The organism is Microbacterium sp. A93 (genome assembly GCF_051842835.1).
The window spans coordinates 224,669-248,577 of record NZ_JBPXMT010000003.1 but is presented as its reverse complement, the minus strand read 5'-3'; the positions used below and the strand labels follow the sequence as shown (position 1 = coordinate 248,577).

Genomic DNA, 23,909 nt, shown 5'->3' with positions numbered 1-23,909 from the left:
TGCTCAGATGAGGAGCCGGGTCAGATGCTGGGCGAGAGGTCGCTCTTGACGCCCACCATGAAGATCCGCCGGAACGGGTAGTCCGTCAGCCGGACCCCCTCGGGCGTGAGGTACGTCTGGTAGGACTCGCGCATGATCCGCCGGTACTCCTCGATGTACCGTTCCTGCAGGTTGCTGCCGTCCCGCCGGTCGGCGGCCTCCAGCCGTTGCAGTGAGGGCCGCAGCGCCGCACCACGCACCCAGTCGTAGACCGGATCGTAACCGGTCAGGGGCTGGCTGTAGGTGGTCTCCCAGACATCCGCCTCGAAGCCGGCGGCGATGAGGGTCTGGAGGTACTCATGGGTGGTGTAGACGGATTCACGTTCCGTCACGCCATGGAGTGCGTCGGTGAACTCGGGGCGGCGGGACATCTCCGCGATGGTTGCATGGGACGGTGCCGCGAAGTTCCCGGGCACCTGCACGGCGAACCAGGCTCCGGGCTTCAAGGCCTCGAGCCATCCGGCCACGAGCCCCCGGTGGTCCGGGATCCACTGCAGCATCGCGTTGGACACCACCACGTCCACCGCTTCGTCCGGTTGCCACCGCTCGGCGTCCACCTGGTCGAAGCTCAGGTTGTCCAACCCGGCCTCGGCCGCCAGCTGCCGGGCGGTCTGGACCATGTCCGCCGAGGAGTCCAGGCCGATGACCCGGGCCCCCGGCCAACGTTCCGCCAGGGTGCGGGTCATGTTCCCCGGCCCACACCCCAGATCCACCACGACCTTCGGGTCCGCGGCGCGGACCCGGGCGGTCAGGTCTCGGAACGGCCGGGCCCGTCGATCGGCGAACACGGTGTACTGCTGGGGGTCCCAGGTGAAGTCCTGCATGCCCCCACGCTAGCGCGTCCCGGTGGCGACGTAGGCTGGACGTAATGTTGCTCTCCGATCTGATTCCCGCTGCCGACCCCACTGCCGACGGCCGGCCGGCCCGGCCCTCCCCCGATGCCGTGTACGACGGGTTCCTGGACTGGACCCGCTCCCGGGACGTGAGCCTGTACCCGGCCCAGGACGAGGCCGTCATGGAGTTGGTGCAGGGCCATCATGTGATCCTGTCGACCCCCACGGGATCCGGAAAATCCCTGGTGGCCGTGGCCGCCCACTTCCACGCACTGGCCACGGGTCAGCGGACGTACTACACGGCGCCGATCAAGGCCTTGGTCTCCGAGAAGTTCTTCGCCCTGGTGGAGATCTTCGGTGCGGACCAGGTCGGCATGGTCACGGGTGACTCCGCCGTCAACGGGGACGCCCCCATCATCTGCTGCACGGCCGAGATCCTGGCCAACCAGGCCCTGCGGGAGGGCTCCGGTCTGGACGTGGGGACCGTGGTGATGGATGAGTTCCACTTCTACGCCGACCCTCAACGCGGATGGGCCTGGCAGCTGCCCCTGCTCGAGCTGCCGCAGGCCCAGTTCCTGCTGATGAGCGCCACCCTCGGGGACACCACGCGCTTCGAGGAGGACCTGACGGAGCGTACCGGCCGCACCGCCGTCACGGTGGCCCACACGGAGCGGCCGATCCCCTTGACCTTCGAGTGGTCCGAGGACCACGTGCAGGACAAGGTCGACGAGCTCGTCCAGACCCGCCAGGCGCCCGTGTACGTGGTGCACTTCTCCCAGCTCGACGCCGTGGAGCGGGCCCAGGCGCTGTCCTCGGTGTCCGTGGCCAGCCGCGAGGAGAAGGACGCCATCGCCGAGCGGATCGCCGGCTTCAAGTTCTCCGCAGGGTTCGGCAAGACCCTGAACCGACTCGTCCGCTCTGGGATCGGCGTCCACCACGCGGGGATGCTGCCCAAGTACCGCCGTCTGGTGGAACGCCTGGCCCAGGAGGGTCTGCTGAAGGTCATCTGCGGCACGGACACCCTCGGCGTGGGGATCAACGTGCCCATCCGCACCGTCCTGATCACGGCGCTGAGCAAGTACGACGGGCAGCGCACCCGCATCCTGCATGCCCGCGAGTTCCACCAGATCGCCGGGCGGGCCGGACGGGCCGGCTATGACACCGCGGGGCTCGTGGTGGTCCAGGCCCCGGAACACGTCATCGAGAACGCGAAGACCCAGCAGAAGCTGGCCGCCAAGTTCGCGGCGGTCAAGGACGAAGCGGAGCGCAGCAAGCGCATGAAGCAGTCCACGAAGTCATCCCCGAGGAAGACACCGCCGAAGGGCTTCGTCTCCTGGGGCCGCGCCACCTTCGAGAAGCTGATCACGGCCGACCCGGAGCCCATGTCCAGCCAGATGCGCATCAGCCACTCCATGCTGCTGAACATCCTGGACCGGCCGGGCGACCCGGTCGTCGCCGTCCGCCGGATGCTCCGCAACAGCCACGAGAGCCCCGCCAAACAGGCGGCCCACATGCGCCGCGCCCTGGGGATCTTCCGCGAGCTGCTGGCCACGGGGGTGGTGGAGAAGCTGCCGCAGCCGGACGCGGAGGGCCGCACCGTGGACCTCACGGTGGACCTGCAGGCGAACTTCGCCCTCAACCAGCCCCTCTCCCCCTTCGCCCTCGCCGCCTTCGACCTCCTCGACCCCGCGGATCCGGGCTACGCCCTGGACCTGGTCTCGATCGTGGAGGCCACCCTCGAGCCGCCCCGTCAGGTGCTGTCCGCCCAGGTCAAGAAGGCACGCGGGGAGGCCGTGGCCGCCATGAAGGCCGAGGGCATGGACTACACGGATCGGATGAACGCCCTGGACGAGGTCACCTACCCGATGCCGCTGGCCGAGCTGCTCGAGCAGCAGTTCGAGACCTACCGGGCCTCGGCCCCCTGGCTCAACGATTTCGAGTTGACCCCGAAGTCCGTGGTCCGGGACATGTTCGAACGGGCCATGGGGTTCACCGACTACGTGAACTTCTACGGGCTCTCCCGCTCCGAGGGGGTGCTGCTGCGCTACCTGACGGACGCGGTCAAGGCGCTGCGGCAGACCATCCCCCAGGACAGCCGTGACGATGAGTTGGACGTGCTGATGGCCTGGCTGGCGGAGATCGTGAAGCAGACCGACTCCTCCCTCATCGAGGAGTGGGAAGACCTGGTGGCCGGCGACGTGGAGGAGCTGAAGAAGGACCACGAGCAGCTGGCACCTCCGGAACCTCCACGGCTCACGGCCAACCGTCCGGTCTTCACGGTCATGGTCCGCAACGCGATGTTCCGCCGGGTCCGCCTGTTCGGCGACGAGCAGGACGCTGCGCTCGCCGAGCTCGGCAGCCAGGCCGGGGACGTCTTCTCGGCACACGACTGGGCGGATGCCCTGGACGGCTACTTCGGCGAGTACGAGGACATCGACGACGGCCCGGCCGGCCGCGGTCCACAGTACTTCCGCGTGGATGCCTCGCCGAAACCGGGTCCCGACGGCGGCGCCCCGGTGGGCGTCACCGGTCACCGCTGGTGGCAGGTCCGGCAGGTCCTCGTCGACCCGGAGGGCAACCTGGACTGGGGCATCAACGCGGTGGTGGACCTGGACGCCTCGGATGAGGCTGCCCACCCCGTGGTGCACGTGGTCTCCGTGGGGGCGCCCGAACCGGGCTGGACCGTATGACCGGGGCCATCCGTCCGGCCCGGCCGGAGGACGTGCCCCACATCCTGCGTCTCATCCACGACCTCGCGGCCTATGAGAAGGAACCCGATGCGGTCAAGAACACGGAGGGAGCACTGGCACGGCACCTCTTCGGGGAGCACCCGGCCGTGTTCTGTCATGTGGTCGAGGAGGGCGATGGCGGCGTGGGCGCCGTGGTCGGCATGGCGCTGTGGTTCCTGAACTACTCCACTTGGGAGGGCACCCACGGGATCTGGCTCGAGGACCTCTACGTGGATCCGGCCGTCCGGGGCCGCGGCTACGGCAAGGCTCTGCTGCTGCACCTGGCCGGGCTGGCCGCTGAGCGGGGTTACGCCCGGGTGGAGTGGACCGTCCTGGACTGGAACGAGCCCTCCATCGGCTTCTACCGGGCGCTCGGCGCCGTGCCGCTGGAGGAGTGGACCACCTACCGACTGTGCGGCGAGGCCTTGCGCAGTGCGGGTCAGGACAGTGCGGGTCAGGACAGTGCGGCCCTGAACTCGGGCAGCGCCCGGTGAGGGCGGGCGTCGCGGGGGATCCGCGTCTCTTCGCCGCTTCGGCCGCGGTGCTCGCGGATGGGTACGCCAGCCACCGCGTCGGCACCACGTCCACGCTGTTGGACGGCACCCGGATCACCGACCATTGGTTCACGGTGCCTCTGGACCATGCCCGTCCCGAGGGACGGTCGATCACGGTGTATGCCCGCGAATACCTCGCGGCCGTGGAGACAGACGCCGGTCCTGAACCGGAGGACCTCCCGTGGCTTCTCTTCCTGCAGGGTGGCCCCGGGGGCAAGGGCGTCCGCCAGGCCCGGCTCGGCGGTTGGATGAAGGAGGCCGCAGGGCGTTTCCGGATCCTCATGCTGGACCAGCGCGGCACGGGACTGTCCACCCCGGCGAACCGGCAGTCCCTGCCGGTGGTGGGTTCCGCAGCGGACCAGGCGGAGTACCTGGTGCACTTCCGGGCGCCGTCGATCGTCCAGGATGCCGAGCTGATCCGGCTGGCCCTGGGAGCCGGACCCTGGACGGTCCTGGGCCAGAGCTTCGGCGGGTTCTGTGCCCTCAGTTACCTCTCGTGGCATCCGGAGGGGATGGCCCGGGCCCTCATCACCGGCGGTCTCGCGCCCCTGACCGGGCACGCCGAACGGGTCTACCGGGCGACCTTCGAGCGCATGCGCGCACGGAACGAGGAGTACTTCGGCCGGTTCCCCGAGGACCGCGGGGTGCTGGCCCGCATCTACGCGAGGGTCCGCGCCGGCGGGGTCCAACTGCCGGACGGGTCACCGCTCACGGTGGGTCGGGTACAGGTGCTGGGGATGTACCTGGGCGGCAACACCCGGATGGACCAGTTGCACTACCTGCTGCAGGAGGCGCTCGTGGAGTCGCCGGAAGGACCGCTGGTGTCCGACGCCTTCCTGCACGGCCTGTACCAGCAGGTCACCCGGGCCGCGAACCCCCTCTACCTCGTGATGCACGAGTCCATCTACGCCCAGCCCCGCGAATACAGCGCCACCAGAACGGACGCTGAAGGTGCAGACACCGGCAGCACCGCGACGGCCTGGGCCGCGCAACGGCTCCTGGAGGGCTCCCCCGAGCTGGCAGACTTCGACCCTGCCCGAACGGAGAGTCCGCTGCTCACCGGTGAGATGGTCTTCGACTGGTACCCGGAGCTGGATCCGGCGCTGGCGCCATTGACTGGTGTCACCGAGGCCCTCGCCCACCGCACCGACTGGGGCCCGCTCTACCACCTGGAGTCTCTGGCCGCGAACACCGTCCCGGTGGCGGCGGCCGTGTACACGCACGATGTCTACGTGGACCGTGTCCTCTCGCTGGAGACGGCGTCCCGGGTGGCCGGGCTACAGGTCTGGGAGACCGATGCGTACCACCATGACGGTCTCGGCGACGACGGCGCGGTCATCCTCCGGCGGCTGCTCGAGATGACCGCACGATGACCGGCCACTGACCGGCGGAAGGCCCGCACCGGAAGTGGTTCCGGTGCGGGCCTTCCGCCGTGGTGCGCAGGGAAACAGAGGGCCGGTGTCAGACCTTCGGCCCCTGGTTCTTGACGATGGCGTCGGAGACCTCCGGCACGCCGCGTCCCTCGGCCGTGGCCGTGGCCACCCGGGTCTCGTGGGCGGTCCGGATGATCTCGGAGTAGCTGTCCTTATGGTCCAACAGCTCATCCCGGTAGCGCTGCGAGACCTTCTCCGCCTCCAACGTCCAACGGTCCATCTTCTCCTCGGCGGCACGGCGGTCCTCATCCGAGGCGTTCTCGTCCAGCTTGGTGTAGCGGTGGGCGAACTTCTCGGCATTCTGCAGGGCCACCAGGGCACGGCCCTTGGGGCTGTACAGGGAGGCCACCACGGTGACCACCAGGATCCCGAGGATGACCAGCAGGGACACCCCGGTGGAGATCTCGACCACCGAGACGTTCTCGCCGTCGTTGATGAAGCGCAGGTTGTTCTCGTGCAGGGCGTGCAGGATGAGCTTGACGCCGATGAAGCCCAGGATCGCCACCAGTCCGTAGGAGAGGTAGACGAGACGGTCCAGCAGCCCGTCGATCAGGAAGAACAGCTGGCGCAGGCCCATCAGGGAGAACGCCGTGGCGGCGAACACGATATACGGCTCCTGGGTGAGGCCGTAGATGGCGGGGATCGAGTCGAAGGCGAAGAGCACGTCGGTCAGGCCGATCGACACCATGACGAGCAGCATCGGCGTCATCAGCCGTTTGCCGTTCTTCCGCGTGAAGAGCTTGTCCTCGTGGTACTCGTCCGAGGCCGGCAGCACACGCTTGGCCAGCCGGACCAGGACGTTGTCCGCCTCGTCCTTGTTCTCGTCGCTGCCGGTCAGCTCACCCTTCAGCTGACCGCCCGCGATGAGCAGCAGCGCCAGGCCGAACAGGTAGAACACGTCGGACCACACCTCGATCACCGCGGCGCCGAGCAGGATGAAGACCGTGCGCGAGATCAGGGCGAAGGTGATGCCGAACAACAGCACCTTCTGCTGGTACTCACGGGGCACCTTGAAGGAGGCCATGATGACGAGGAAGACGAAGAGGTTGTCCACACTCAGGGCCTTCTCGGTGATGTACCCGGCGTAGTACTCCACAGCATGCTGGGTATCCCCCAGCACGAAGAACACGAGACCGAAGATCAGGGCGATCCCCACATAGATCGCGGACCAGATGGCCGCTTCCCTGATGGTGGGGATGTGCGCCTTCCGCACGTGGAAGATGTAGTCGAAGGCCAGGAGCGCGATGATCACCGCAATGGTGATGATCCACGTCAGCGCTGTGATTTCCATGCAGTCACTTTCCGTTCAGGTGGGTGTGTGCCGCAAGTCTCTCCGCCTGCTGACACCAGCAGGCCACTGCGTCCGGCGGGCCCTTCGGGATGCATGGTGCACCGCCCGGGTGGTCCGCGTGTTGACGTCCGCAGTGTTCGGGATACTCCCCTACGCCGTGGCCCAGTGTACCGCGAAGCCCTCCCAGCAGGTCGAGGATGCCTGGCTCAGGCGTGGCCCTCCCGCTTCATCTGGCGCAATTCCTTCTTCAGGTCCGCCACCTCGTCCCGGATGCGTGCGGCCAGTTCGAACTGCAGGTCGACGGCGGCCTGGTGCATCTGCTGACTCATCTGCTCGATCAAATCAGACAGGTCCTTGGCCGGTAGTTTCGCCACGTCCGGCGCGCCCGAGGCTGCTGACGACCCGGAATCGTCACCGTGGGCCGCCGCGGCCCGCTGCTCGTCCGTGATGGTGGCGGTGTAGCCGCGTTTGCCCATGCCGTAGTCGAAGCCGGACTTCACCCCGCCCATGCCGGCGAGGAAGTCGGCGGAGTCCGCGTCCTCCCGGGCCAGCTGGTCGGTGATGTCCGCGATCTTCTTGCGCAACGGCGTCGGGTCGATGCCGTGTTCGGTGTTGTAGTCCTTCTGCACCTCGCGGCGGCGGTTCGTCTCGTCGATCGCGAACTGCATGGAGTCGGTGATCCGGTCCGCGTACATGTGCACCTGGCCGTCCACGTTGCGGGCGGCACGGCCGATGGTCTGGATGAGGGAGGTCGCCGAACGCAGGAAGCCCTCCTTGTCCGCGTCCAGGATGGAGACGAGGGAGACCTCGGGCAGATCCAGCCCTTCCCGGAGCAGGTTGATCCCCACCAGCACGTCGAACGTTCCGCGGCGCAGCTCGCGCAGCAGCTCGACGCGCCGCAGGGTGTCCACGTCCGAGTGCAGATACTCCACCTTGACCCCGTGCTCCAGCAGGTACTCCGTGAGATCCTCCGCCATGCGCTTGGTCAGGGTGGTCACCAACACCCGCTCGTCCTTGGCGGCGCGCACCCGGATCTCCTCGAGCAGATCGTCGATCTGGCCCTTCGTCGGCTTGACCACGAGTTCCGGGTCCACGAGTCCGGTGGGACGGATGATCTGCTCCACCACACCATCTGCTTGGGCCAGCTCGTACTTGCCGGGTGTGGCGGAGAGGTACACGGTCTGGCCGATCCGATCCTGGAATTCACCCCACTTCAGGGGGCGGTTGTCCATGGCCGAGGGCAGCCGGAACCCGTGCTCCACCAGGGTGCGCTTGCGGGACATGTCGCCCTCGTACATGGCCCCGATCTGCGGGATCGTCACGTGCGACTCGTCCACCACGAGCAGGAAGTCGTCCGGGAAGTAGTCGAGCAGGCAGTGTGGCGCGGAGCCGCCCTCCCGGCCATCGATATGCCGCGAGTAGTTCTCGATGCCGTTGCAGTAGCCCATCTCCTGCATCATCTCGAGGTCGTAGGTGGTGCGCATCCGCAACCGCTGGGCCTCGAGCAGCTTGTTCTGGGACTCGAACTCCTGCAGGCGGTCCCGCAGCTCGTCCTCGATGCTGCCGATGGCCCTGTGCATGCGCTCATCCCCGGCCACGTAATGCGAGGCCGGGAAGATGTACATCTCCTCCTCCTCGCGGACGATGTGTCCGGTGAGGGGGTGCAGCGTCTGGATGGACTCGATCTCGTCTCCGAAGAACTCGATCCGGATGGCCAGTTCCTCATACATCGGGATGATCTCGACCGTGTCCCCGCGCACCCGGAAGGTCCCCCGGTGGAAGTCCTGGTCGTTGCGCACGTACTGCATGGCCACGAACTGGCGCAGCAGGGTGTCCCGGTCCATCTCCTCGCCGCGGCGCAGCGTCACCATCTGCTCGATGTACTCCTCGGGGGTGCCGAGGCCGTAGATGCAGGACACGGTGGCCACCACCACCACATCCCGCCGGGTCAGCAGCGCGTTGGTGGCCGAGTGTCGCAATCGCTCGACCTCCTCGTTGATGGAGGAGTCCTTCTCGATGAAGGTGTCCGACTGCGGCACATACGCTTCGGGCTGGTAGTAGTCGTAGTAGGAGACGAAGTACTCGACCGCGTTGTTCGGCAGCAGCTCCCGGAATTCATTGGCCAGCTGGGCCGCCAGGGTCTTGTTCTGGACCATGATCAGGGTGGGCCGCTGGAGCTTCTCCACGAGCCACGCGGTGGTCGCGGACTTACCCGTACCGGTGGCCCCGAGCAGGACCACGTCCTTCTCCCCGGCCTGCACCCGTTCGGTGAGTTCCGCGATCGCCTTCGGCTGATCCCCCGAGGGTTGATAGTCCGAGATGACCTCGAACGGTGCGACCTGCCGGTTGATCTTCTGCGCCAGACTCATAGTCCCACCGTACAACTGTTCGAGTGACTACGTCAGCTTCGGGGCCACGTACTCATCCCACACCCGCCGGGTGGTGCGGCGCAGGTCCTCGAGGCCGGCGTCGTTGACGATCAGCACGTCCGCCACCGCCCGGCGTTGCTCGTCCGTGGCCTGCGCCGCCATCCGCGCCCGGGCCTCGGCATCCGTCATCCCCCGGTCCCGGATCATGCGGGCCACCCGTTCCTCGGCCTCGGCCTCCACCACCAGCACCAGGTCATAGGCGCCGGCCTGACCCGTCTCCACGAGCAACGGCACGTCCTGGACCACGACGGCGTCCGGCCCGGCCTCCTCGACCAGCCGGCGGCCCGCGGCACGCACCAGGGGGTGGATGATGCCGTTGAGGGTGTTCCGCGCCTCCGGGTCGGCGAACACCAGCTTCCCGACGGCGGCCCGGTCCATGGTGCCGTCCGCCGCGATCGCAGTGGGCCCCAGGGCCTGACGCACGAGGTCCAGGCCTTCACTGCCGGGCTCCACGACCGCGCGGGAGAGGGCGTCCGCGTCCACCACAAGGGCGCCGAGGGCGGCCAGCTCCGCCGCCACGGTGGACTTGCCCGAGGCGATGCCCCCCGTCAGGCCGATGTGCAGGCGGGGTCTGACGCGGCCGGCTTCCGTCTCGCTCACTGGGCTCCGCCCCCGGTGGTGGCGCTGTCCGTATCGGCGGTTGCGTGGTGCTCGTCGAGGACGGGCTGCACGTGATCTTGCCAGAACCGCCGGGTGGCCTCGGATAGGTCGTTCAGGCTCGCGTCGTTGACGATGATCTCCTCTGCGGCCTCCCGGCGCTCGGCATCCGTGGCCTGGGCGTCCACCCGCTGCCAGGCCTCCTGGATGGACATCCCACGCTCGTGCACGAGTCTGGCCACACGGTCCTCAGCGGAGGTCTCCACCGCAAGGACGAGGTCGAACTCGCCCGCGGAGGCGGTCTCCACGAGCAGCGGCAGATCCACGACCACCACCGACTGCGGGCCGGCCCCGAGGGCCCGATCGGCGATCTCCTGGCGCACCCGCGGGTGGACGATTGCGTTGAGGCTCTCCCTCGCAGCGGAGTTGCCGAAGACGATCGCCGCCAAGGCCTGTCGATCCAATTCCCCGCTCTCGGTGATCACGTCCTCCCCGAACCGCTCCCGGATCTCGGCGAGGGCGTCGCTCCCCGAGGCCACGGCGTCACGGGCGATGTCGTCCGCGTCGATGACCACTGCGCCCAGATCGGCCAACTGCCGGGCCACGATGGACTTGCCCGAGGCGATGCCGCCGGTCAGACCGATCAGCAGGCGGGGACGCCCCTCGCGGGCCTGCAACCGGTGGTAGGTGTTGGGCTGCAGGACCTCGTACTCGGGCTCGGTGCCCACCTCGTACTCCGGCCGGATCACGAACTCGTCCAGGTCATGCTCGTCCTCATGGGCGCGGCGGTGGTATTCCTCCAGCGGCAGGACCTGCTTCCACTGCCGGGTGCGCAGCGGCCGGACGGTCCCGGCGTCCTCCCGCAGGGCACGGAGCAGCAGCCAGGACTGGAACAGGGCCAAGGCCATCACCGGGGCGCCGATGACGATGATGACCTCCTGCATGGCGCCCAGGCCGTTCTCCCCCGAGGTCACGAGGATCACGGCGCAGACGAGTCCCACGGACACGCCCCAGAACACACGTTGGCGTTTTGGTCCCTCGTCCTCGTGGCCCGAGGCCATGGAGTCCAGGACCAGTGCTCCGGAGTCCAGCGAGGTCACGAAGAAGATGATGATGACGATCAGGGCCAGCACGGCCGTGACCAGGTACAGCGGGAACGACTGCAGGAGCTGGAAGAGCGCCGCCTCCACGTTCCCGTCCGTGACGATGGTCTGGGTCAGGGATCCCGCGGATCCCTCCGCCCGGTCGACGGTGAAGGCGCTGAGGCCGTAGATGCCGAACCAGATGACCACGAAGGCCGTGGGCAGGCCGAGGCAGGCGGTCACGAAGGCGCGGATCGAGCGGCCGCGGGAGATGCGGGCGATGAAGAGGCCGACGAACGGCGACCAGGTCACGGTCCAGGCGTAGTAGAAGACGGTCCAGTCACCCGACCACTCTCCGCCGCCGAAGGTGTCGTTGAAGAAGGAGAGCATCGGCAGGTTGGACAGGTAGGCGCCGGTTGACTCGACGATGCCGCGCACGGTGTCCATGGTGGCGCCCCACATGAGGACGTACACCAACAGCACCATCGCCAGGATGATGTTCAGGTAGGACAGGCGCTTGATGCCCTTGTCCAGACCCGCCAAGGCCGAGGCCAGGGCGATGCCGGTGATCACGGCGACGATGCCGGCCTGAAGCCAGCCACTGATGGGAACACCCATCACGTAGTTCATGCCGCTGTTGATCTGCATGGCACCCAGGCCGACGGAGACCGCCAGGCCGAACACGGTGGACACCACCGAGATGATGTCCACGAGCTTGCCCCACGGCCCGTGGATGCGGTCCCCCAGCAGGGGCTGCAGGGCCGAGGACACCCGCGGGGGGAGCTTGCGCTTATAGGTGAAGTAGCCGAAGCACAGACCGGGGACGACGAGCAGAGCCCACATGTGGATGCCGAAGTGGAAGTTGGAGATCGCCAGGGCCTGGGTGGCCGCCTGGTCCGAGAACGGCTCGGTCCCGTACAGCGGTGGATTGGCGTAGTGGTTCATCGGCTCGGCCACGCCCCAGAACATCAGGGTGGCCCCGATGCCGGCGGCGAAGAGCATGCCGAACCAGGCCATGCCGGAGAACTCGGGCTCTGAGTCGTCGTCGCCGAGCTTGATCCGGCCGAAGCGACTCAGGGCCAATCCCACGGCGAAGATCACCAGCAGGGTGGTTCCGAGGGTGTAGAACCAGCCCACCTCATAGCGCAGGTACGCGGCCACCACGCCGAATCCGCCCTGCACCGGGCCCGGGAAGATCGCCATCGCCAGCGTGAAGACCACGATGATCAGGGCCGAGACGAAGAAGATGGCCGGCCCGGTCCGCAGGCCCAGCCGGTTGTGTAGTCGGGTCAGCACGATGTCCCCCTCGAGTTGGTACCGTCGCGTGGTCAGTGGGCCGCACGGCAATGAATACTCGCCAACAAGGTACCGCATCCCCTCCGTGGACTACCCAACAGTAGAGTGGTCGGCATGTCTGAGGAGCAGCCCGGATCGCGGGCATCACGCTATACCGTGCTCCCGGCCACCGCCGCGGCATCCCCCGTCATCCACGAACTGGAGATCAAACGGTCCCGCTTCATCGGTCATCTGGTCCGCGTGCAGACCGAGGCAGGGGCCCGCGCCGTCATCGCCGGGCTGCGCCGGGAACACCACGAGGCCCGTCACGCCTGCAGCGCCTTCATCCTGGGCGCCGACCGGGACGTGATGCGGTCCTCGGATGACGGCGAACCGGCGGGGACCGCGGGCCTGCCCATGCTGGAGGCACTGAGCCTGCGGGAGACCCGGCCGGCCTCGGACACCCTTCTGGGTTCCGAGTCCCCCGGCACCGTGGTGCGGGACCTCTCCGACGTGTGCGCCGTCGTCGTGCGGTATTTCGGCGGGATCAAACTGGGGGCCGGAGGGCTCGTGCGCGCCTACTCGGACGCCGTCTCCGCCACCCTGGACCGGGCTCGCCTGATCACGAGGCAGCGCATGGTCATGACGGGCGTGGACGCCCCGCACGCCGAGGCCGGCCGGTGGGAGAACGAGCTACGCACCGCCGGATACCCCGTGCATCAGACGCGCTACGGTTCCAGTGCGGCCACCCTGGTGGTGGCCCTGCCCGACGACGGCCGCTCGGGTTCGGCGTTCGGCGCACGGATCGCCTCGATCACCGCCGGGCAGGCGGACGTCCGCACGCTGGGGACCGAATGGGTGGACCTGCCGTGAGCATTCCCTGGGGCCACACCCCGGACGTGGTGTCCAGCCCGCTGTCCGCGGCCCTGGACCGCATCCCCCTGTCCCGCTGGCCCTACCCGGAGGCCGCCGATCTGCAGGCCTCTGACGCCGCGGACCGGCTGCTGCTGGACACGGCCCACGCCTGGTGGCAGGCCGGACACGATGCCGGAGCAGCCGGAGCAGCCGGATCGGGCCGACCGGCCGTGGCGGTCCTCGAAGACCGCCACGGCGCCCTGGCCCTGCCCCTGGTGGCGGCGGGGCACCCGGTGCGACTCGCGCAGGATGCCCTCGCCCAGGAGCGGTCCGTGGACCACAATCTGGAGGCGTTGCGACACCGGGCACCTCAGACCGGTCTCGGAACGCTCACCCGCCACGCGTTCGACCCCGAGGGGTTCACCGGTGCCCACACGGTGCTGCTTCAACTCCCCCGTTCACTGGACGCCCTGGAGCAGTGGGCGCAGCTCATCGCCGGGGTGGCCGCTGAGGACGTGGTGCTGCTGGCCGGAGGACGGGACAAGCACATGACCCGGCGTCAGAACACGGTGCTTGAACGCTACTTCGCCTCCGTGGTGCCCGGCCGGGGCCGGTCCAAGTCGCGCGTCCTCACGGCTCGTGGGCCGCGCCGCGGGTTGCCCGCGCCCTTCCCCCGCGCCGCCGACCACGTGCTGCCGGACGTCGGCCCGGTCATCCTGGCCGCGTACGGGGCCACCTTCGGGGGCACGCAGGTGGACCCGGGGACCGCGTTGCTGCTGGAACACCTGGGTCCGGCGATCCATCCCACCGCCGGTACGGGGGCGGGCGCCGGAACGGGCGCCACCACCCGGGCGGTGGACGTGGGCTGCGGCAACGGGACCATCGCCGTCTATCTCGCGCTGGCCGGCCGCGCGCGTGCAAACCGGGGAGGTGGGCCCGTGGGGGTGATCGCCACCGACCAGTCCGCCGATGCCTGTGCCTCCACCCGGGAGACGGCCCGGTTGAACGGCGTGGCGGAGCTGATCGAGGTCCGCCGGGATGATGCCCTCGCCACCTTCCCGGAGACCAGTGAGGACCTGCTGGTGCTCAACCCACCCTTCCACGCCGGGTCCACGGTCGATCCACGCGTCGCCCTCCGGCTCATCACCGAGTCCGCCCGGGTGCTGCGCCCCGGGGGTGAGCTGTGGTGTGTCTGGAACTCCCACCTGCAGTACCGCTCCGAGTTGGAGCGGCGGGTGGGCCCCACCCGGCAGATCACCCGGAACCCGACGTTCACGGTGACGGTCAGCACCCGACGCTAGCCACGGTGGTCGCTCGTCCGGGATCAGTCCCCCACGGTGCCGTCGATCGCCTCCCGCAGCAGGTCAGCATGGCCGGCATGGCGCGAGTACTCCTCCACGAGGTGGATGAGGACGTACCGGTAGGTCATCCGCTGCCCCGCACCCTGCCGGCCTGCCGCACGGACGCGTGCCTCGGGATCGGTCCACCGTTGTTGGATCTGCCGTGACCGGGCCACCCGCTCGTCGTAGGCGTTGAGGAGCTCCTCCGGGGTAAGCCCGGCGGCGCGGTTCCAGTCCCAATCGCCGTCCTCGGACCACGGCGCCCGGTCCCAGGGGGCAGAGGCCGGCTGCCCCTCCACCTGCTCCGTGAACCAGAAGTCTTCCACGTAATCGAGGTGGTGGATCAGTCCGCCCAGGTTCATGGTGCTGGGCGCCAGGGTGCGGTTGAGCTGCCCGGCGGTGAGGCCCTCCGCCTTCCGCCGCACCACGGCGCGGTAGTAGTCGATGAACTGCGTGAGCATCCGGAGCTCACCGACATCCAGGTCCGGCTCGGCCGGGAGCGGCGTGTGTGGGTCCTGAGGTGGTTGGGATTCCATGCGCCCATTATCCACGGGGGCGGGTGGTCCGCACGGGACGCGGAAGGGCCCCGCACCACTGCTGTGGTGCGGGGCCCTTCTCCGGTTCCGACGGTCAGGCCGGAGCCGGATGCGATCAGTTGCCGGTGAGCTTCTCGCGCAGTGCGGCGAGGGCCTCGTCCGAGGCCAGGGTGCCCTGGTCGGCGACCTGGCGGTCATCGGAGGAGTAGGAGGACGATGCGCCGGACTCGACGTCCGCGGCAACCTCGGACTCCTCGTTCAGGCTGCGGTTGACCTGCTCCTTGTGAGCCTCCCAGCGGGCCTGGGCGTCAGCATACTGCTGCTCCCATGCGGCGCGCTGGGTCTCGAAGCCCTCGAGCCACTCGTTGGTCTCCGGGTCGAAGCCTTCGGGGTACTTGTAGTTGCCCTCGTCGTCGTACTCGGCGGCCATGCCGTACAGCGCCGGATCGAACTCGGTGCCTTCCGGGTCCACGCCCTCGTTGGCCTGCTTGAGGGACAGCGAGATGCGGCGACGCTCCAGGTCGATGTCGATGACCTTGACGAACAGCTCGTCGTTGACGGAGACGACCTGCTCGGCGGTGTCGATGTGGCGCGAGGCCAGCTCGGAGATGTGCACTAGGCCCTCGATGCCGTCCTCGACGCGCACGAACGCACCGAACGGAACCAGCTTGGTGACCTTGCCCGGCACAACCTGGCCCAGGGCGTGGGTGCGGGCGAAGAGCTGCCAGGGATCTTCCTGGGTGGCCTTCAGGGACAGCGAGACACGCTCGCGGTCCATGTCCACCTCGAGCACCTCGACGGTGACTTCCTGGCCCACCTCGACGACCTCGGAGGGGTGGTCGATGTGCTTCCAGGACAGCTCGGAGACGTGCACCAGGCCGTCGACGCCGCCCAGGTCCACGAAGGCACCGAAGTTGACGATCGAGGAGACGGTGCCGGTGCGGACCTGGCCCTTCTCGAGCTTGTGCAGGAAGTTGGAGCGGACCTCGGACTGGGTCTGCTCGAGCCAGGCACGGCGGGACAGGACCACGTTGTTGCGGTTCTTGTCCAGCTCGATGATCTTGGCCTCGAGCTCCTGGCCGATGTACGGGGCCAGGTCGCGGACGCGGCGCATCTCCACGAGGGAGGCGGGCAGGAAGCCGCGCAGGCCGATGTCCACGATGAGACCGCCCTTGACGACCTCGATGACGGTGCCGGTGACGACCCCGTCCTCTTCCTTGATCTTCTCGATGGAGCCCCAGGCACGCTCGTACTGAGCGCGCTTCTTGGAGAGGATCAGGCGGCCTTCCTTGTCCTCCTTGGTGAGGACGAGGGCCTCCACGCTGTCACCCACGGCGACAACTTCGTCCGGGTTCACGTCATGCTTGATGGAAAGTTCCCGGGACGGGATGACGCCTTCGGTCTTGTAACCGATGTCGAGCAGCACTTCGTCGCGGTCGACCTTGACGACGGTGCCTTCGACCAGGTCACCGTCGTTGAAGTACTTGATGGTGGCGTCAACGGCGGCGAGGAAGTCCTCGGCAGTGCCAATGTCATTGATGGCGACCTGCGGGGCGGTGGAGGTAATGGTCATGTAGTAGGGGCTCCGATGTGGATTGTTCACTCGGCCGGATGTCCTGCAGGCTCGTATCGGAGCCGCCTGATCACCCGGATAGTGGGTTGATATGGATTATTGAGGGCGCACAGAAAGTGCTCGTTTAGTCTAGCCACTCGGGCAAGTCCGGGTCAAAGCCACGCGGGCGGCGGATCAGAAGCCCGTCATACAGAAGACCGGCCGGTCCGCCGCGAGCAGCGCCGTCAGCTCGGCCGCCGCCCCGGGCCGGTGTTCGGTGAGCCGCCCGGCCTGGCGCAGCAGCTCCGCGGAGACGCCACCCAGATACACGCTGGAGAGTTCGGCCACGTCCAGGGTGAGGTCCGGAGGGGTGGTGTCCGGCTCGGCTGTCTCGGCTGCCGCGGCTCCGCCCTCCGGCAGGGGCACGACGTCGGCCGTCCCGTCCCGCACGGACAGCCGCCAGGTGCCGGCCGCATGGCCGAGGGGGTCGGTGACCCCCAGGACCAGCTCTCCGTCCCGGTGGTAGGGCCGGCCGGCGAACGCGGCGGGGACGTCCAGGATGCGCAGCCACAGCTGGTCCGCGATGTCCGAGGTCTTGACCCGGCGTGGGTCCGTCAGCAGGTTCTCCAGCAGCCCGTCCTGCGGTGCGAAACCCCATTCGACCCGCTGGATGAGGTCCAGATGCACCAGGTGGTCCCAGAGGGCGCGGAAACTGGCCGCCGTCGTGGCCACCAGGCCGGTGACCGTGATGGTCGGGACCTCCTGCTTCCAGCCGCTGAACCGGTAGGTCACGTATCCGCGGGCGGTGCCGCCGTCGTCCTCGTGGACGGCCGCGAGCAGCCCGGTGCCCCTGCCGTCGTTCTTGGAGCGCCAGCTGTCCGTCTCCGTGACGGTGTAGGCGGCCACGCGGCCCACCGAACCGGGGGTCTGCGCCAGGGCCCGGGCATAGAGCGCGGGTCCGAGGCCGGCCAACTCCTTCGGTTCCACCATCCGCAGGGTGCCGGTGGATGCCGCCATCAGGGAGGCCTCGCCGCGGGTGTCCACCTGGACCGCGCGCCGCACGGTGGCCACGCCGAAGCCGAAGCGGCGGTAGATCGTGGCCTCGGAGGCGCTCAAAGCGGCCACGGGCCACCCCCCGGCCACGGCACGGTCCAGTTCGGTGGTCATCATGGCGCGCAGGATGCCCCGGCGACGATGCGTGGTCCGGACGGTGACCTCGGAGATGAGGAAGGCGTCGAGCTGCCGGCCCACGCCGGTCTGCAGGGGTTTGACGAACGAGGCGTAGGTGCCGACGGGGTCCGTCTCCGCCGGGTCCACGCCGGCGTCATAGACGCCCAGGTAGGTGCGCTCATCCCGGCCGTGGAGCTGAAGGACCTGGTCCAGGGCGGGGCCGCTGGGCACCTCCTCGTAGAAGTTCCGCTCCAGGGCGGTGAGCATGCGGGCCATGACCGGGTCCTGCTCCGCCGTCAGCCCCGTGGCGGCGAAGCGGTGCATCTCGAGCCCCGGCAGCCTGCCACCGACCGCCTCCGGGTCAGTGGGCTGCGTCATGCCAGCTACCGCCCACCCCGACGTTGACGTCCAGCGGCACGGTCAGCTCGGCGGCGTGCCCCATCTTGTCCTCCAACACGGCGGTGGCCGCCTCGAGCTCCCCGTCCGGGACCTCCAGGATCAGCTCGTCATGCACCTGCAGGAGCATCCGGGTGCCCAGACCCTGCTCATCCAGGGCCAGCTGGACGTCCAGCATGGCCTGCTTGATGATGTCCGCGGCGGAGCCCTGGATCGGGGCGTTGAGGGCGGCGCGTTCGGCCATGTCCCGCAACTGCCGGTTGTCACTGTTCAGGTCCGGCAGGTAGCGACGACGGCCCATGATGGTGGCCGTGTACCCGTCCTTGCGGGCCTGGGAGACCACGTCCTTGAGGTAGTCGCGCACCGCGCCGAAGCGGTCGAAGTAGCCCTTCATCAGCCCCCGGGCCTCGTCCACGGGGATCTGCAGCTGCTTGGAGAGTCCGAAGGAGCTCAGCCCGTAGGCCAGCCCGTAGCTCATGGCCTTGACCTTCGCGCGCATCTCCCCGGAGACCTCCTCCGGGGCCACGCCGAACACCTGGGCGCCCACGAAGCGGTGCAGGTCCTCGCCGTCCCGGAAGGCCTGGATGAGCGCCTCGTCCTCGGAGAGGTGGGCCATGATCCGCATCTCGATCTGCGAGTAGTCGGCGGTCAGCAGGCTGCTGTAGCCCTCCCCCACCACGAACACCTCCCGGATCCGGCGGCCGGCCTCGGTGCGGACGGGGATGTTCTGCAGGTTCGGGTGCAGGCTGGAGAGTCGCCCCGTGGCGGCCGCCGTCTGTGAATAGGTGGTGTGGATCCGGCCGTCCGGTGCCACCGTGTCCCGCAGGCCCTCCACCGTCTGGCGCAGCTTGGTGGCGTCGCGGTGCAGCATGAGGTTCTCGAGGAACGGGTGCTGTGTCTGGTTCAGCAGGTCCGTCAGCGACTCCACGTCGGTGGAGTACCCGGTCTTGGTCTTGCGGGTCTTGGGCATGTCCAGCTTCTCGAACAGCAGTGTCTGCAGCTGCTTCGGGGAGCCGAGGTTCACGGTCTCGCCGCCGTTCGCCTCCGCCACGGAGGCCCAGGCGGACTCCTGCGCGGCCTCCATGCGCTGGGAGAAGTCGTCGAACAGGCCGTCCAGCACGCCGCGGTCCACCGCGATGCCGGCCAGCTCCATGTCCACCATCACGCTCGCCAGCGGTACCTCCAGGTCTACGAGCAGCTGCTGGGCGCCCCGGGCGATCAGCTCCGGCTGGAACTGTTCGGAGAGCCGGCGCACCATCCAGGCGGCCCGCACGCAGGCGGCGGCCCGGGCCTGAACCACGGCCTCCTCAGACGCCGATCCTGCGTCCTCGAGGTCCAGCTCCAGCTGGTCGCCGGCCTGGGTGGGGTCGGCCTCCATCTCCAGGGTGGACTGCAGGTAGGTCTGCACCAGGGCATCCAGGCCGTAGCCGCGGCGGTCGGGCTGGATCAGGTAGGCGGAGAGCAACACATCGTCCACGACGCCGGCCAGCGCGAGATCCTGCCCCAGTGCGGTGAGGTGCCCGGTCGCCTTCAGGGACTTGGCCACGGCCTTGAGGTCGTAGACCGCCTTGGGGTGTCCCGCCTCGGCGAGGTAGGCCGACAGGATCGGCCCGGGGCCGACGTCGTGCCCTGCCGGTTCCGGGGCGCCCAGGTCCACATAGACGGCCGCGTCCTCGGCGACCAGCGCGGCGCCGAGGGCGACGCCGTAGTCCCCCGGGGCGGGGATCTTGCGTTTGGGCAGGATGGCCGGGCCGTCCAGGACCACGTGCACGCCCATCAGGTTCGCGGCGTGCTGCGCCAGGAATTCCGTGAGCCCCGTGGCGCCGTCCGTGTCCGCGGTGAGGACCGTGAACCCGGGGGTGTCCTCCACCGGGGCGGCCTCCGGCTCGCCGCCGAGCCGCTCGGCCAGCGTGTCGAAGAGGCGCTGGCGGACCGTGTTGAACTGCAGGGCGTCGAAGAGCTCTCCCACCTGCTCGTGGTCCGGGTGCGTCAGCTCGGTGGCCTCCAGGGCCACGGGCAGCTCCATGTCCCGCAGCAGGTGGTTGAGGCGCCGGTTGCGGCGCACGTCCTCGGCGTGGTCCCGCAGGGACTGGCCGGCCTTGCCCTTGATCTCCTCGGCATGGGCCAGCACGTCCTCGACCGTGCCGTAGAGGTTGATCCACTTGGCCGCCGTCTTGGGGCCCACCCCGGGCACCCCGGGCAGGTTGTCCGCCGTCTCCCCCACCAGTGCGGCCAGGTCGGGGTAGCGCTCGGGCGGGACGCCGTACTTCTCCTCGATGGCGGCGGCATCCATCGGCGGGATGTCCGAGACACCCTTCTTGGGGTAGAGCACGGTGGTCTTCTGTGTGATGAGCTGGAACGCGTCCCGGTCCCCCGAGACCACGCGGGTGTCCCAGCCGGCGGCCTCCGCCTGCGCCGCGAAGGTGGCCACGATGTCATCCGCCTCGAAACCGTCCACCGAGACGGTGGGGATGTTCATGGCCTCCATGACCTTGATGATCAGGTTGATCTGGCCGTGGAACTCCTCGGGGGTCTTCGAGCGCCCCGCCTTGTATTCCGTGTACTCCTCGGAGCGGAAGGTCGGGGTGTCCAGGTCGAAGGCCACCGCCACGTGGGTGGGCTTCTGCTGGCGGATCATGGTGAGCAGCATGGTGGTGAAACCGTAGACCGCGTTCGTGTGCTGACCGGTGTCCGTCATGAAATTGTCCACCGGCAGCGCGTAGAACGCACGGAAGGCCATGGAATGGCCGTCCAGAACCAGCAGGCGGTTGGACTCTCCGGTGGTCGTGCCGGTGGTCTTACCGGCGGTCGTACCGGGAGCCGGAGCGGCGGAGTCAGGGGCGGGATTGCTCGAATCAGTCACGGGTGCCAGCCTAATGGTCATGAACGATGCCCACACAGAGACACCCGCCGCAGACACCTCCGCACCTGCCGCCGGGTCAGCCGCCTGTCCTGCCACCACGCCTGCCGCCGGAACCCGTCATGCCTTCGTGCCGGGGGTGCGGCCGCAGCTCACGGCCGAGGAGCTGCGGCAGATGCTGTTCGACACCGGCATCCCGGAGGAGTTCCACGGCCACCTCGGCAAGCTCGGCATCAGTCCGCTGACCGCCAAGATGGGCATCGTCTTCCGGGAGATGACGGTGGAGCGGATGGTGGCCACCATGCCCGTGGCCGGCAACGAACAGAACGCGGGACTGCTCCACGGCGGTGCCCATCTGGTCCTGGCGGAGACCCTGGGCTCGATCGCCGCGGTGCTGCATGTGGGCGGGAAGAAGCCGGTGGTGGGGATCGAGATCAGCGCCACCCATCACCGGGCCGCCACCGAGGGGATCGTGACCGGGACCTGCACCCCGATCCACCTCGGCGGCACACTGATCACGCACGAGATCGTCATGACCGACGAGGAGGGCAAGCGGCTCTCCACGGCGAAGATCACGAACATGATCCTGGACCCGAGCCGGCGGTAGCCCGGGACTCGTTCGGATAGGGCTAGTTCGGATACGGCGCGATCCCCAGCATGCGTGCCGTGGCCGGACCGGGATTCCCGTCTGCGGCCCGGCCTCCGGCCGTGCGGAAGGCGCCGGCCAGGTTGCGCTCCTGCACCTCACGCACCCGCGCCACGGTCTTCTTCCCGAAGTCGCCGTCCACTTTCAGGTCGATGCCCTTCCACTGGTTCAGGGCCCGTTGCAGGCTCACCACCCACTGGTAGTGCCTTTCGGTGACGGCGCCCCAGTGGGCATCGTGCACCAGGGTGAGCGGCTTCTGCTGGCGGTGCTGGTAGCGCTCGATGAGCCGGGACAGGCTGGTGGTGCCGTCCCCATGGCTCGCCCCGATGCAGATCTTCCGGATGGAGTCATCGGAACGGACGTGCTTCCGGGCGGTGGCGGGCTTCGTGGTCTCGGAGCCGTCAGCGTCAGGAGAAGGGGCGGGAGCGATGACGGTCTTCGACTGCTTCTGGATGACCGGGGCCGTTGTTCCCACCCGGATGCCTTTGGACCGCAGCCAGCTGTCGGCGTTGATCCAGCCGGCCGCCCCGTGACGACGGGCGGCCAGGACCGGACGGTTGTGGTCCTGGGCCACGCCGAAGTGCAGGTGCACCGCGAAGTCGTTCTCGCCCTTCGCCCCGGAACCGCCCATGGTGCCCAATGCCTGCCCGGCCTTCACCGACTGTCCTTCAGACACGTCCACGGAGGCCAGATGCCCGTAGTAGGCGCGCATCCGCTGGCCGCCGTGGAAACCCAGGTCCAGCCACACGAACCGGCCGGAGTGAAAGGGGATGCGGTCCGACGTCCGGGCCTTGCCCCGGCCCACCGCGATGACGGTGCCGGAGGCCACCGCGAGGACAGAGACCCCCCGTTGTCCGGGTTCCGGGGGCGCCCAGTCCGTGCCGGCGTGGAGGATGCCCTTGCGGGTGCCGAAGCCCGAGGTCAGTCGGCAGTCCACGGGCAGGGGCGAACTGAATCCGCCCTGCACCCGGCCACCGTCGAAACCTCCCGGTGGTTCAGCACCGTAGTCCCGGTCGTCCAGGCCGGGCTCCACCGCCTCTGGGAACAGGTCGTCGATGCCCAGCGGCGGCCCCTCGTCCGGGGCTTCATCGTCGGTTTCGTCGGGCAGTTCCGGGACCTCATAGATCTCGTCCCATGCAACGCTCTCGGTGGTCATGGCTCCGTCTCCTCCGCCCCCACGGGGTCACTCGAACACAGCTGGCATGAATGCAGTGCTTCGGTGATGGTGGTGAGAACGGCGTGCGGGGCTCACCGATGACCCGGCATGGCCACACCATAGGCCAGGGTCGCAGGGGTTGTCCGCAGCGGGGGTGCGAAGGGACCGGGCGCTCCGGACGCCGAATCCGCGGTCCAGGAGCGGCCAGATACCGGGACGAGTAAGCCCCGACCCCTTGTGCTGCAAGGGATCGGGGCCAGTGGTGCCCGAAGTGGGAATTGAACCCACACACCTCTCGGTACCGCATTTTGAGTGCGGCGCGTCTGCCAATTCCGCCATTCGGGCCTGAGCAGATCTGCCGGTCTGACCCGGCATGACAACCCTCTAAGAATACACGTCACGGCCCCGCCGCGCGGCGGGGTTCGGCACCGTGTTCCCCGCTGACCGGATACGCTGATTGCTGACCGAGCGCAAGGAGCATACATGCCGACCGAGATGCCGTCCGAGCAGAGCGAAACGACCCACCCCACCGACGACGCCGCAGCCTCCGCGCCGCTGCGCGTCGTCGTCGCCGAGGACGAGACGCTGATCCGCGTGGACATCGTGGAGATCCTCACCGGACAGGGCTACCAGGTGGTCGGTGAGGCGGACAACGGGCAGAAGGCGCTCGATCTGGCCACGGAACTGGAACCGGACGTGGTGCTGATGGACGTCAAGATGCCCATCATGGACGGGATCACCGCAGCCGAGCACATCGCCCGGGACAAGATCGCCCCCGTGGTGCTGCTCACCGCCTTCAGCCAACGCGAACTGGTGGAACGCGCCCGGGAGGCCGGGGCCATGGCCTACGTGGTCAAACCCTTCAATGAGAACGACCTCGTGCCGGCGATCGAGCTGGCGGTGGCCCGCTTCGAGGAGCTGCGCGCGCTCGAGGAGGAGGTCTCCGACCTCGCCGAGCAGTTCGCCACCCGCAAGCTCGTGGACCGGGCCAAGTCCCTACTGACCACCACCCTGGACCTGACCGAGCCGGAGGCCTTCCGGTGGATCCAGAAGACCTCCATGGATCGGCGGCTGAGCATGCGGGAGGTGGCCCAGACGGTCGTCGACCAGATGGGCTGACCAGAGGGGCTGGGGAC

The 23,909-nt window shown here is 68.6% G+C and carries 17 protein-coding genes and 1 tRNA gene; 7 read left to right on the top strand and 11 right to left on the bottom strand.

What is annotated here, in order from left to right; translation table 11 throughout:
• Window positions 1-20: 20 nt before the first annotated feature.
• The gene (locus ACSU1G_RS09205; protein ID WP_439279620.1) at window positions 21-863 is read right to left on the bottom strand and encodes a methyltransferase domain-containing protein; all 843 of its coding nucleotides are present in this window, start codon (window positions 861-863) and stop codon (window positions 21-23) included.
• Window positions 864-907: 44 nt separating this feature from the next.
• Between ACSU1G_RS09205 and ACSU1G_RS09200 the strand changes: the two genes are divergently transcribed.
• From ACSU1G_RS09200 to ACSU1G_RS09190, 3 genes are read left to right on the top strand one after another with little or no spacing between them, the layout of a single operon-like run.
• The gene (locus ACSU1G_RS09200) at window positions 908-3,562 is read left to right on the top strand and encodes a DEAD/DEAH box helicase (protein ID WP_439279619.1); all 2,655 of its coding nucleotides are present in this window, start codon (window positions 908-910) and stop codon (window positions 3,560-3,562) included.
• A complete protein-coding gene (locus ACSU1G_RS09195; protein ID WP_439279618.1) occupies window positions 3,559-4,095 on the top strand; it encodes a GNAT family N-acetyltransferase in 537 nt (178 codons plus the stop codon). The genes ACSU1G_RS09200 and ACSU1G_RS09195 overlap by 4 nt, the downstream gene beginning before the upstream one ends.
• Window positions 4,092-5,528: an alpha/beta fold hydrolase gene (locus tag ACSU1G_RS09190; protein ID WP_439279617.1), complete on the top strand. Its 1,437-nt coding sequence runs from the start codon at window positions 4,092-4,094 to the stop codon at window positions 5,526-5,528. Before ACSU1G_RS09195 ends, ACSU1G_RS09190 begins: the two co-directional genes overlap by 4 nt.
• A gap of 88 nt (window positions 5,529-5,616) precedes the next feature.
• Here ACSU1G_RS09190 and ACSU1G_RS09185 read toward each other — a convergent pair whose 3' ends face one another.
• From ACSU1G_RS09185 to coaE (ACSU1G_RS09170), 4 genes are all read right to left on the bottom strand, one after another.
• The gene (locus tag ACSU1G_RS09185; protein ID WP_439279616.1) at window positions 5,617-6,879 is read right to left on the bottom strand and encodes a TerC family protein; all 1,263 of its coding nucleotides are present in this window, start codon (window positions 6,877-6,879) and stop codon (window positions 5,617-5,619) included.
• A 206-nt stretch (window positions 6,880-7,085) separates the two neighbouring features.
• The gene (gene uvrB, locus ACSU1G_RS09180) at window positions 7,086-9,248 is read right to left on the bottom strand and encodes an excinuclease ABC subunit UvrB (RefSeq protein ID WP_439279615.1); all 2,163 of its coding nucleotides are present in this window, start codon (window positions 9,246-9,248) and stop codon (window positions 7,086-7,088) included.
• Between the two features lie 27 nt (window positions 9,249-9,275).
• Window positions 9,276-9,908 (bottom strand): dephospho-CoA kinase, encoded by a 633-nt coding sequence (gene coaE / locus ACSU1G_RS09175; RefSeq protein ID WP_439279614.1) that lies wholly within the window; start codon window positions 9,906-9,908, stop codon window positions 9,276-9,278.
• On the bottom strand, window positions 9,905-12,283 hold the full coding sequence (gene coaE, locus ACSU1G_RS09170) for a dephospho-CoA kinase (protein ID WP_439279613.1): 2,379 nt from the start codon (window positions 12,281-12,283) through the stop codon (window positions 9,905-9,907). Before coaE (ACSU1G_RS09170) ends, coaE (ACSU1G_RS09175) begins: the two co-directional genes overlap by 4 nt.
• Before the next feature lie 114 nt (window positions 12,284-12,397).
• On the opposite strand from coaE (ACSU1G_RS09170), the gene ACSU1G_RS09165 reads away from it, so the two are divergent.
• Both ACSU1G_RS09165 and ACSU1G_RS09160 read left to right on the top strand, forming a co-directional pair.
• Window positions 12,398-13,135: an IMPACT family protein gene (locus ACSU1G_RS09165; protein ID WP_439279612.1), complete on the top strand. Its 738-nt coding sequence runs from the start codon at window positions 12,398-12,400 to the stop codon at window positions 13,133-13,135.
• A complete protein-coding gene (locus tag ACSU1G_RS09160; protein ID WP_439279611.1) occupies window positions 13,132-14,418 on the top strand; it encodes a class I SAM-dependent methyltransferase in 1,287 nt (428 codons plus the stop codon). The genes ACSU1G_RS09165 and ACSU1G_RS09160 overlap by 4 nt, the downstream gene beginning before the upstream one ends.
• A 23-nt stretch (window positions 14,419-14,441) precedes the next feature.
• Here the strand turns inward: ACSU1G_RS09160 and ACSU1G_RS09155 are convergent, their stop codons facing one another.
• From ACSU1G_RS09155 to polA, 4 genes are all read right to left on the bottom strand, one after another.
• Window positions 14,442-14,993, bottom strand: coding sequence for a DinB family protein (locus tag ACSU1G_RS09155; RefSeq protein WP_439279610.1), 552 nt, complete (start codon window positions 14,991-14,993; stop codon window positions 14,442-14,444).
• A 115-nt stretch (window positions 14,994-15,108) separates the two neighbouring features.
• Complete coding sequence (rpsA, locus tag ACSU1G_RS09150; protein WP_439279609.1) at window positions 15,109-16,566, bottom strand: 30S ribosomal protein S1; 1,458 nt, start codon at window positions 16,564-16,566, stop codon at window positions 15,109-15,111.
• A gap of 174 nt (window positions 16,567-16,740) precedes the next feature.
• A complete protein-coding gene (locus tag ACSU1G_RS09145; protein ID WP_439279608.1) occupies window positions 16,741-18,093 on the bottom strand; it encodes a GNAT family N-acetyltransferase in 1,353 nt (450 codons plus the stop codon).
• Window positions 18,077-20,995, bottom strand: coding sequence for a DNA polymerase I (polA, locus tag ACSU1G_RS09140; protein WP_439279607.1), 2,919 nt, complete (start codon window positions 20,993-20,995; stop codon window positions 18,077-18,079). The genes ACSU1G_RS09145 and polA overlap by 17 nt, the downstream gene beginning before the upstream one ends.
• Here polA and ACSU1G_RS09135 point away from each other — a divergent pair.
• A complete protein-coding gene (locus ACSU1G_RS09135; protein ID WP_439279606.1) occupies window positions 20,988-21,578 on the top strand; it encodes a hotdog fold thioesterase in 591 nt (196 codons plus the stop codon). The genes polA and ACSU1G_RS09135 overlap by 8 nt on opposite strands.
• A 22-nt stretch (window positions 21,579-21,600) precedes the next feature.
• Here the strand turns inward: ACSU1G_RS09135 and ACSU1G_RS09130 are convergent, their stop codons facing one another.
• Both ACSU1G_RS09130 and ACSU1G_RS09125 read right to left on the bottom strand, forming a co-directional pair.
• Window positions 21,601-22,773, bottom strand: a complete 1,173-nt coding sequence (locus ACSU1G_RS09130; RefSeq protein ID WP_439279605.1) for a peptidoglycan DD-metalloendopeptidase family protein — start codon at window positions 22,771-22,773, stop codon at window positions 21,601-21,603.
• Between the two features lie 260 nt (window positions 22,774-23,033).
• Window positions 23,034-23,118 (bottom strand) — tRNA-Leu (locus tag ACSU1G_RS09125).
• Window positions 23,119-23,268: 150 nt separating this feature from the next.
• Between ACSU1G_RS09125 and ACSU1G_RS09120 the strand changes: the two genes are divergently transcribed.
• On the top strand, window positions 23,269-23,892 hold the full coding sequence (locus ACSU1G_RS09120; RefSeq protein WP_439279947.1) for an ANTAR domain-containing response regulator: 624 nt from the start codon (window positions 23,269-23,271) through the stop codon (window positions 23,890-23,892).
• Window positions 23,893-23,909 lie beyond the last annotated feature (17 nt).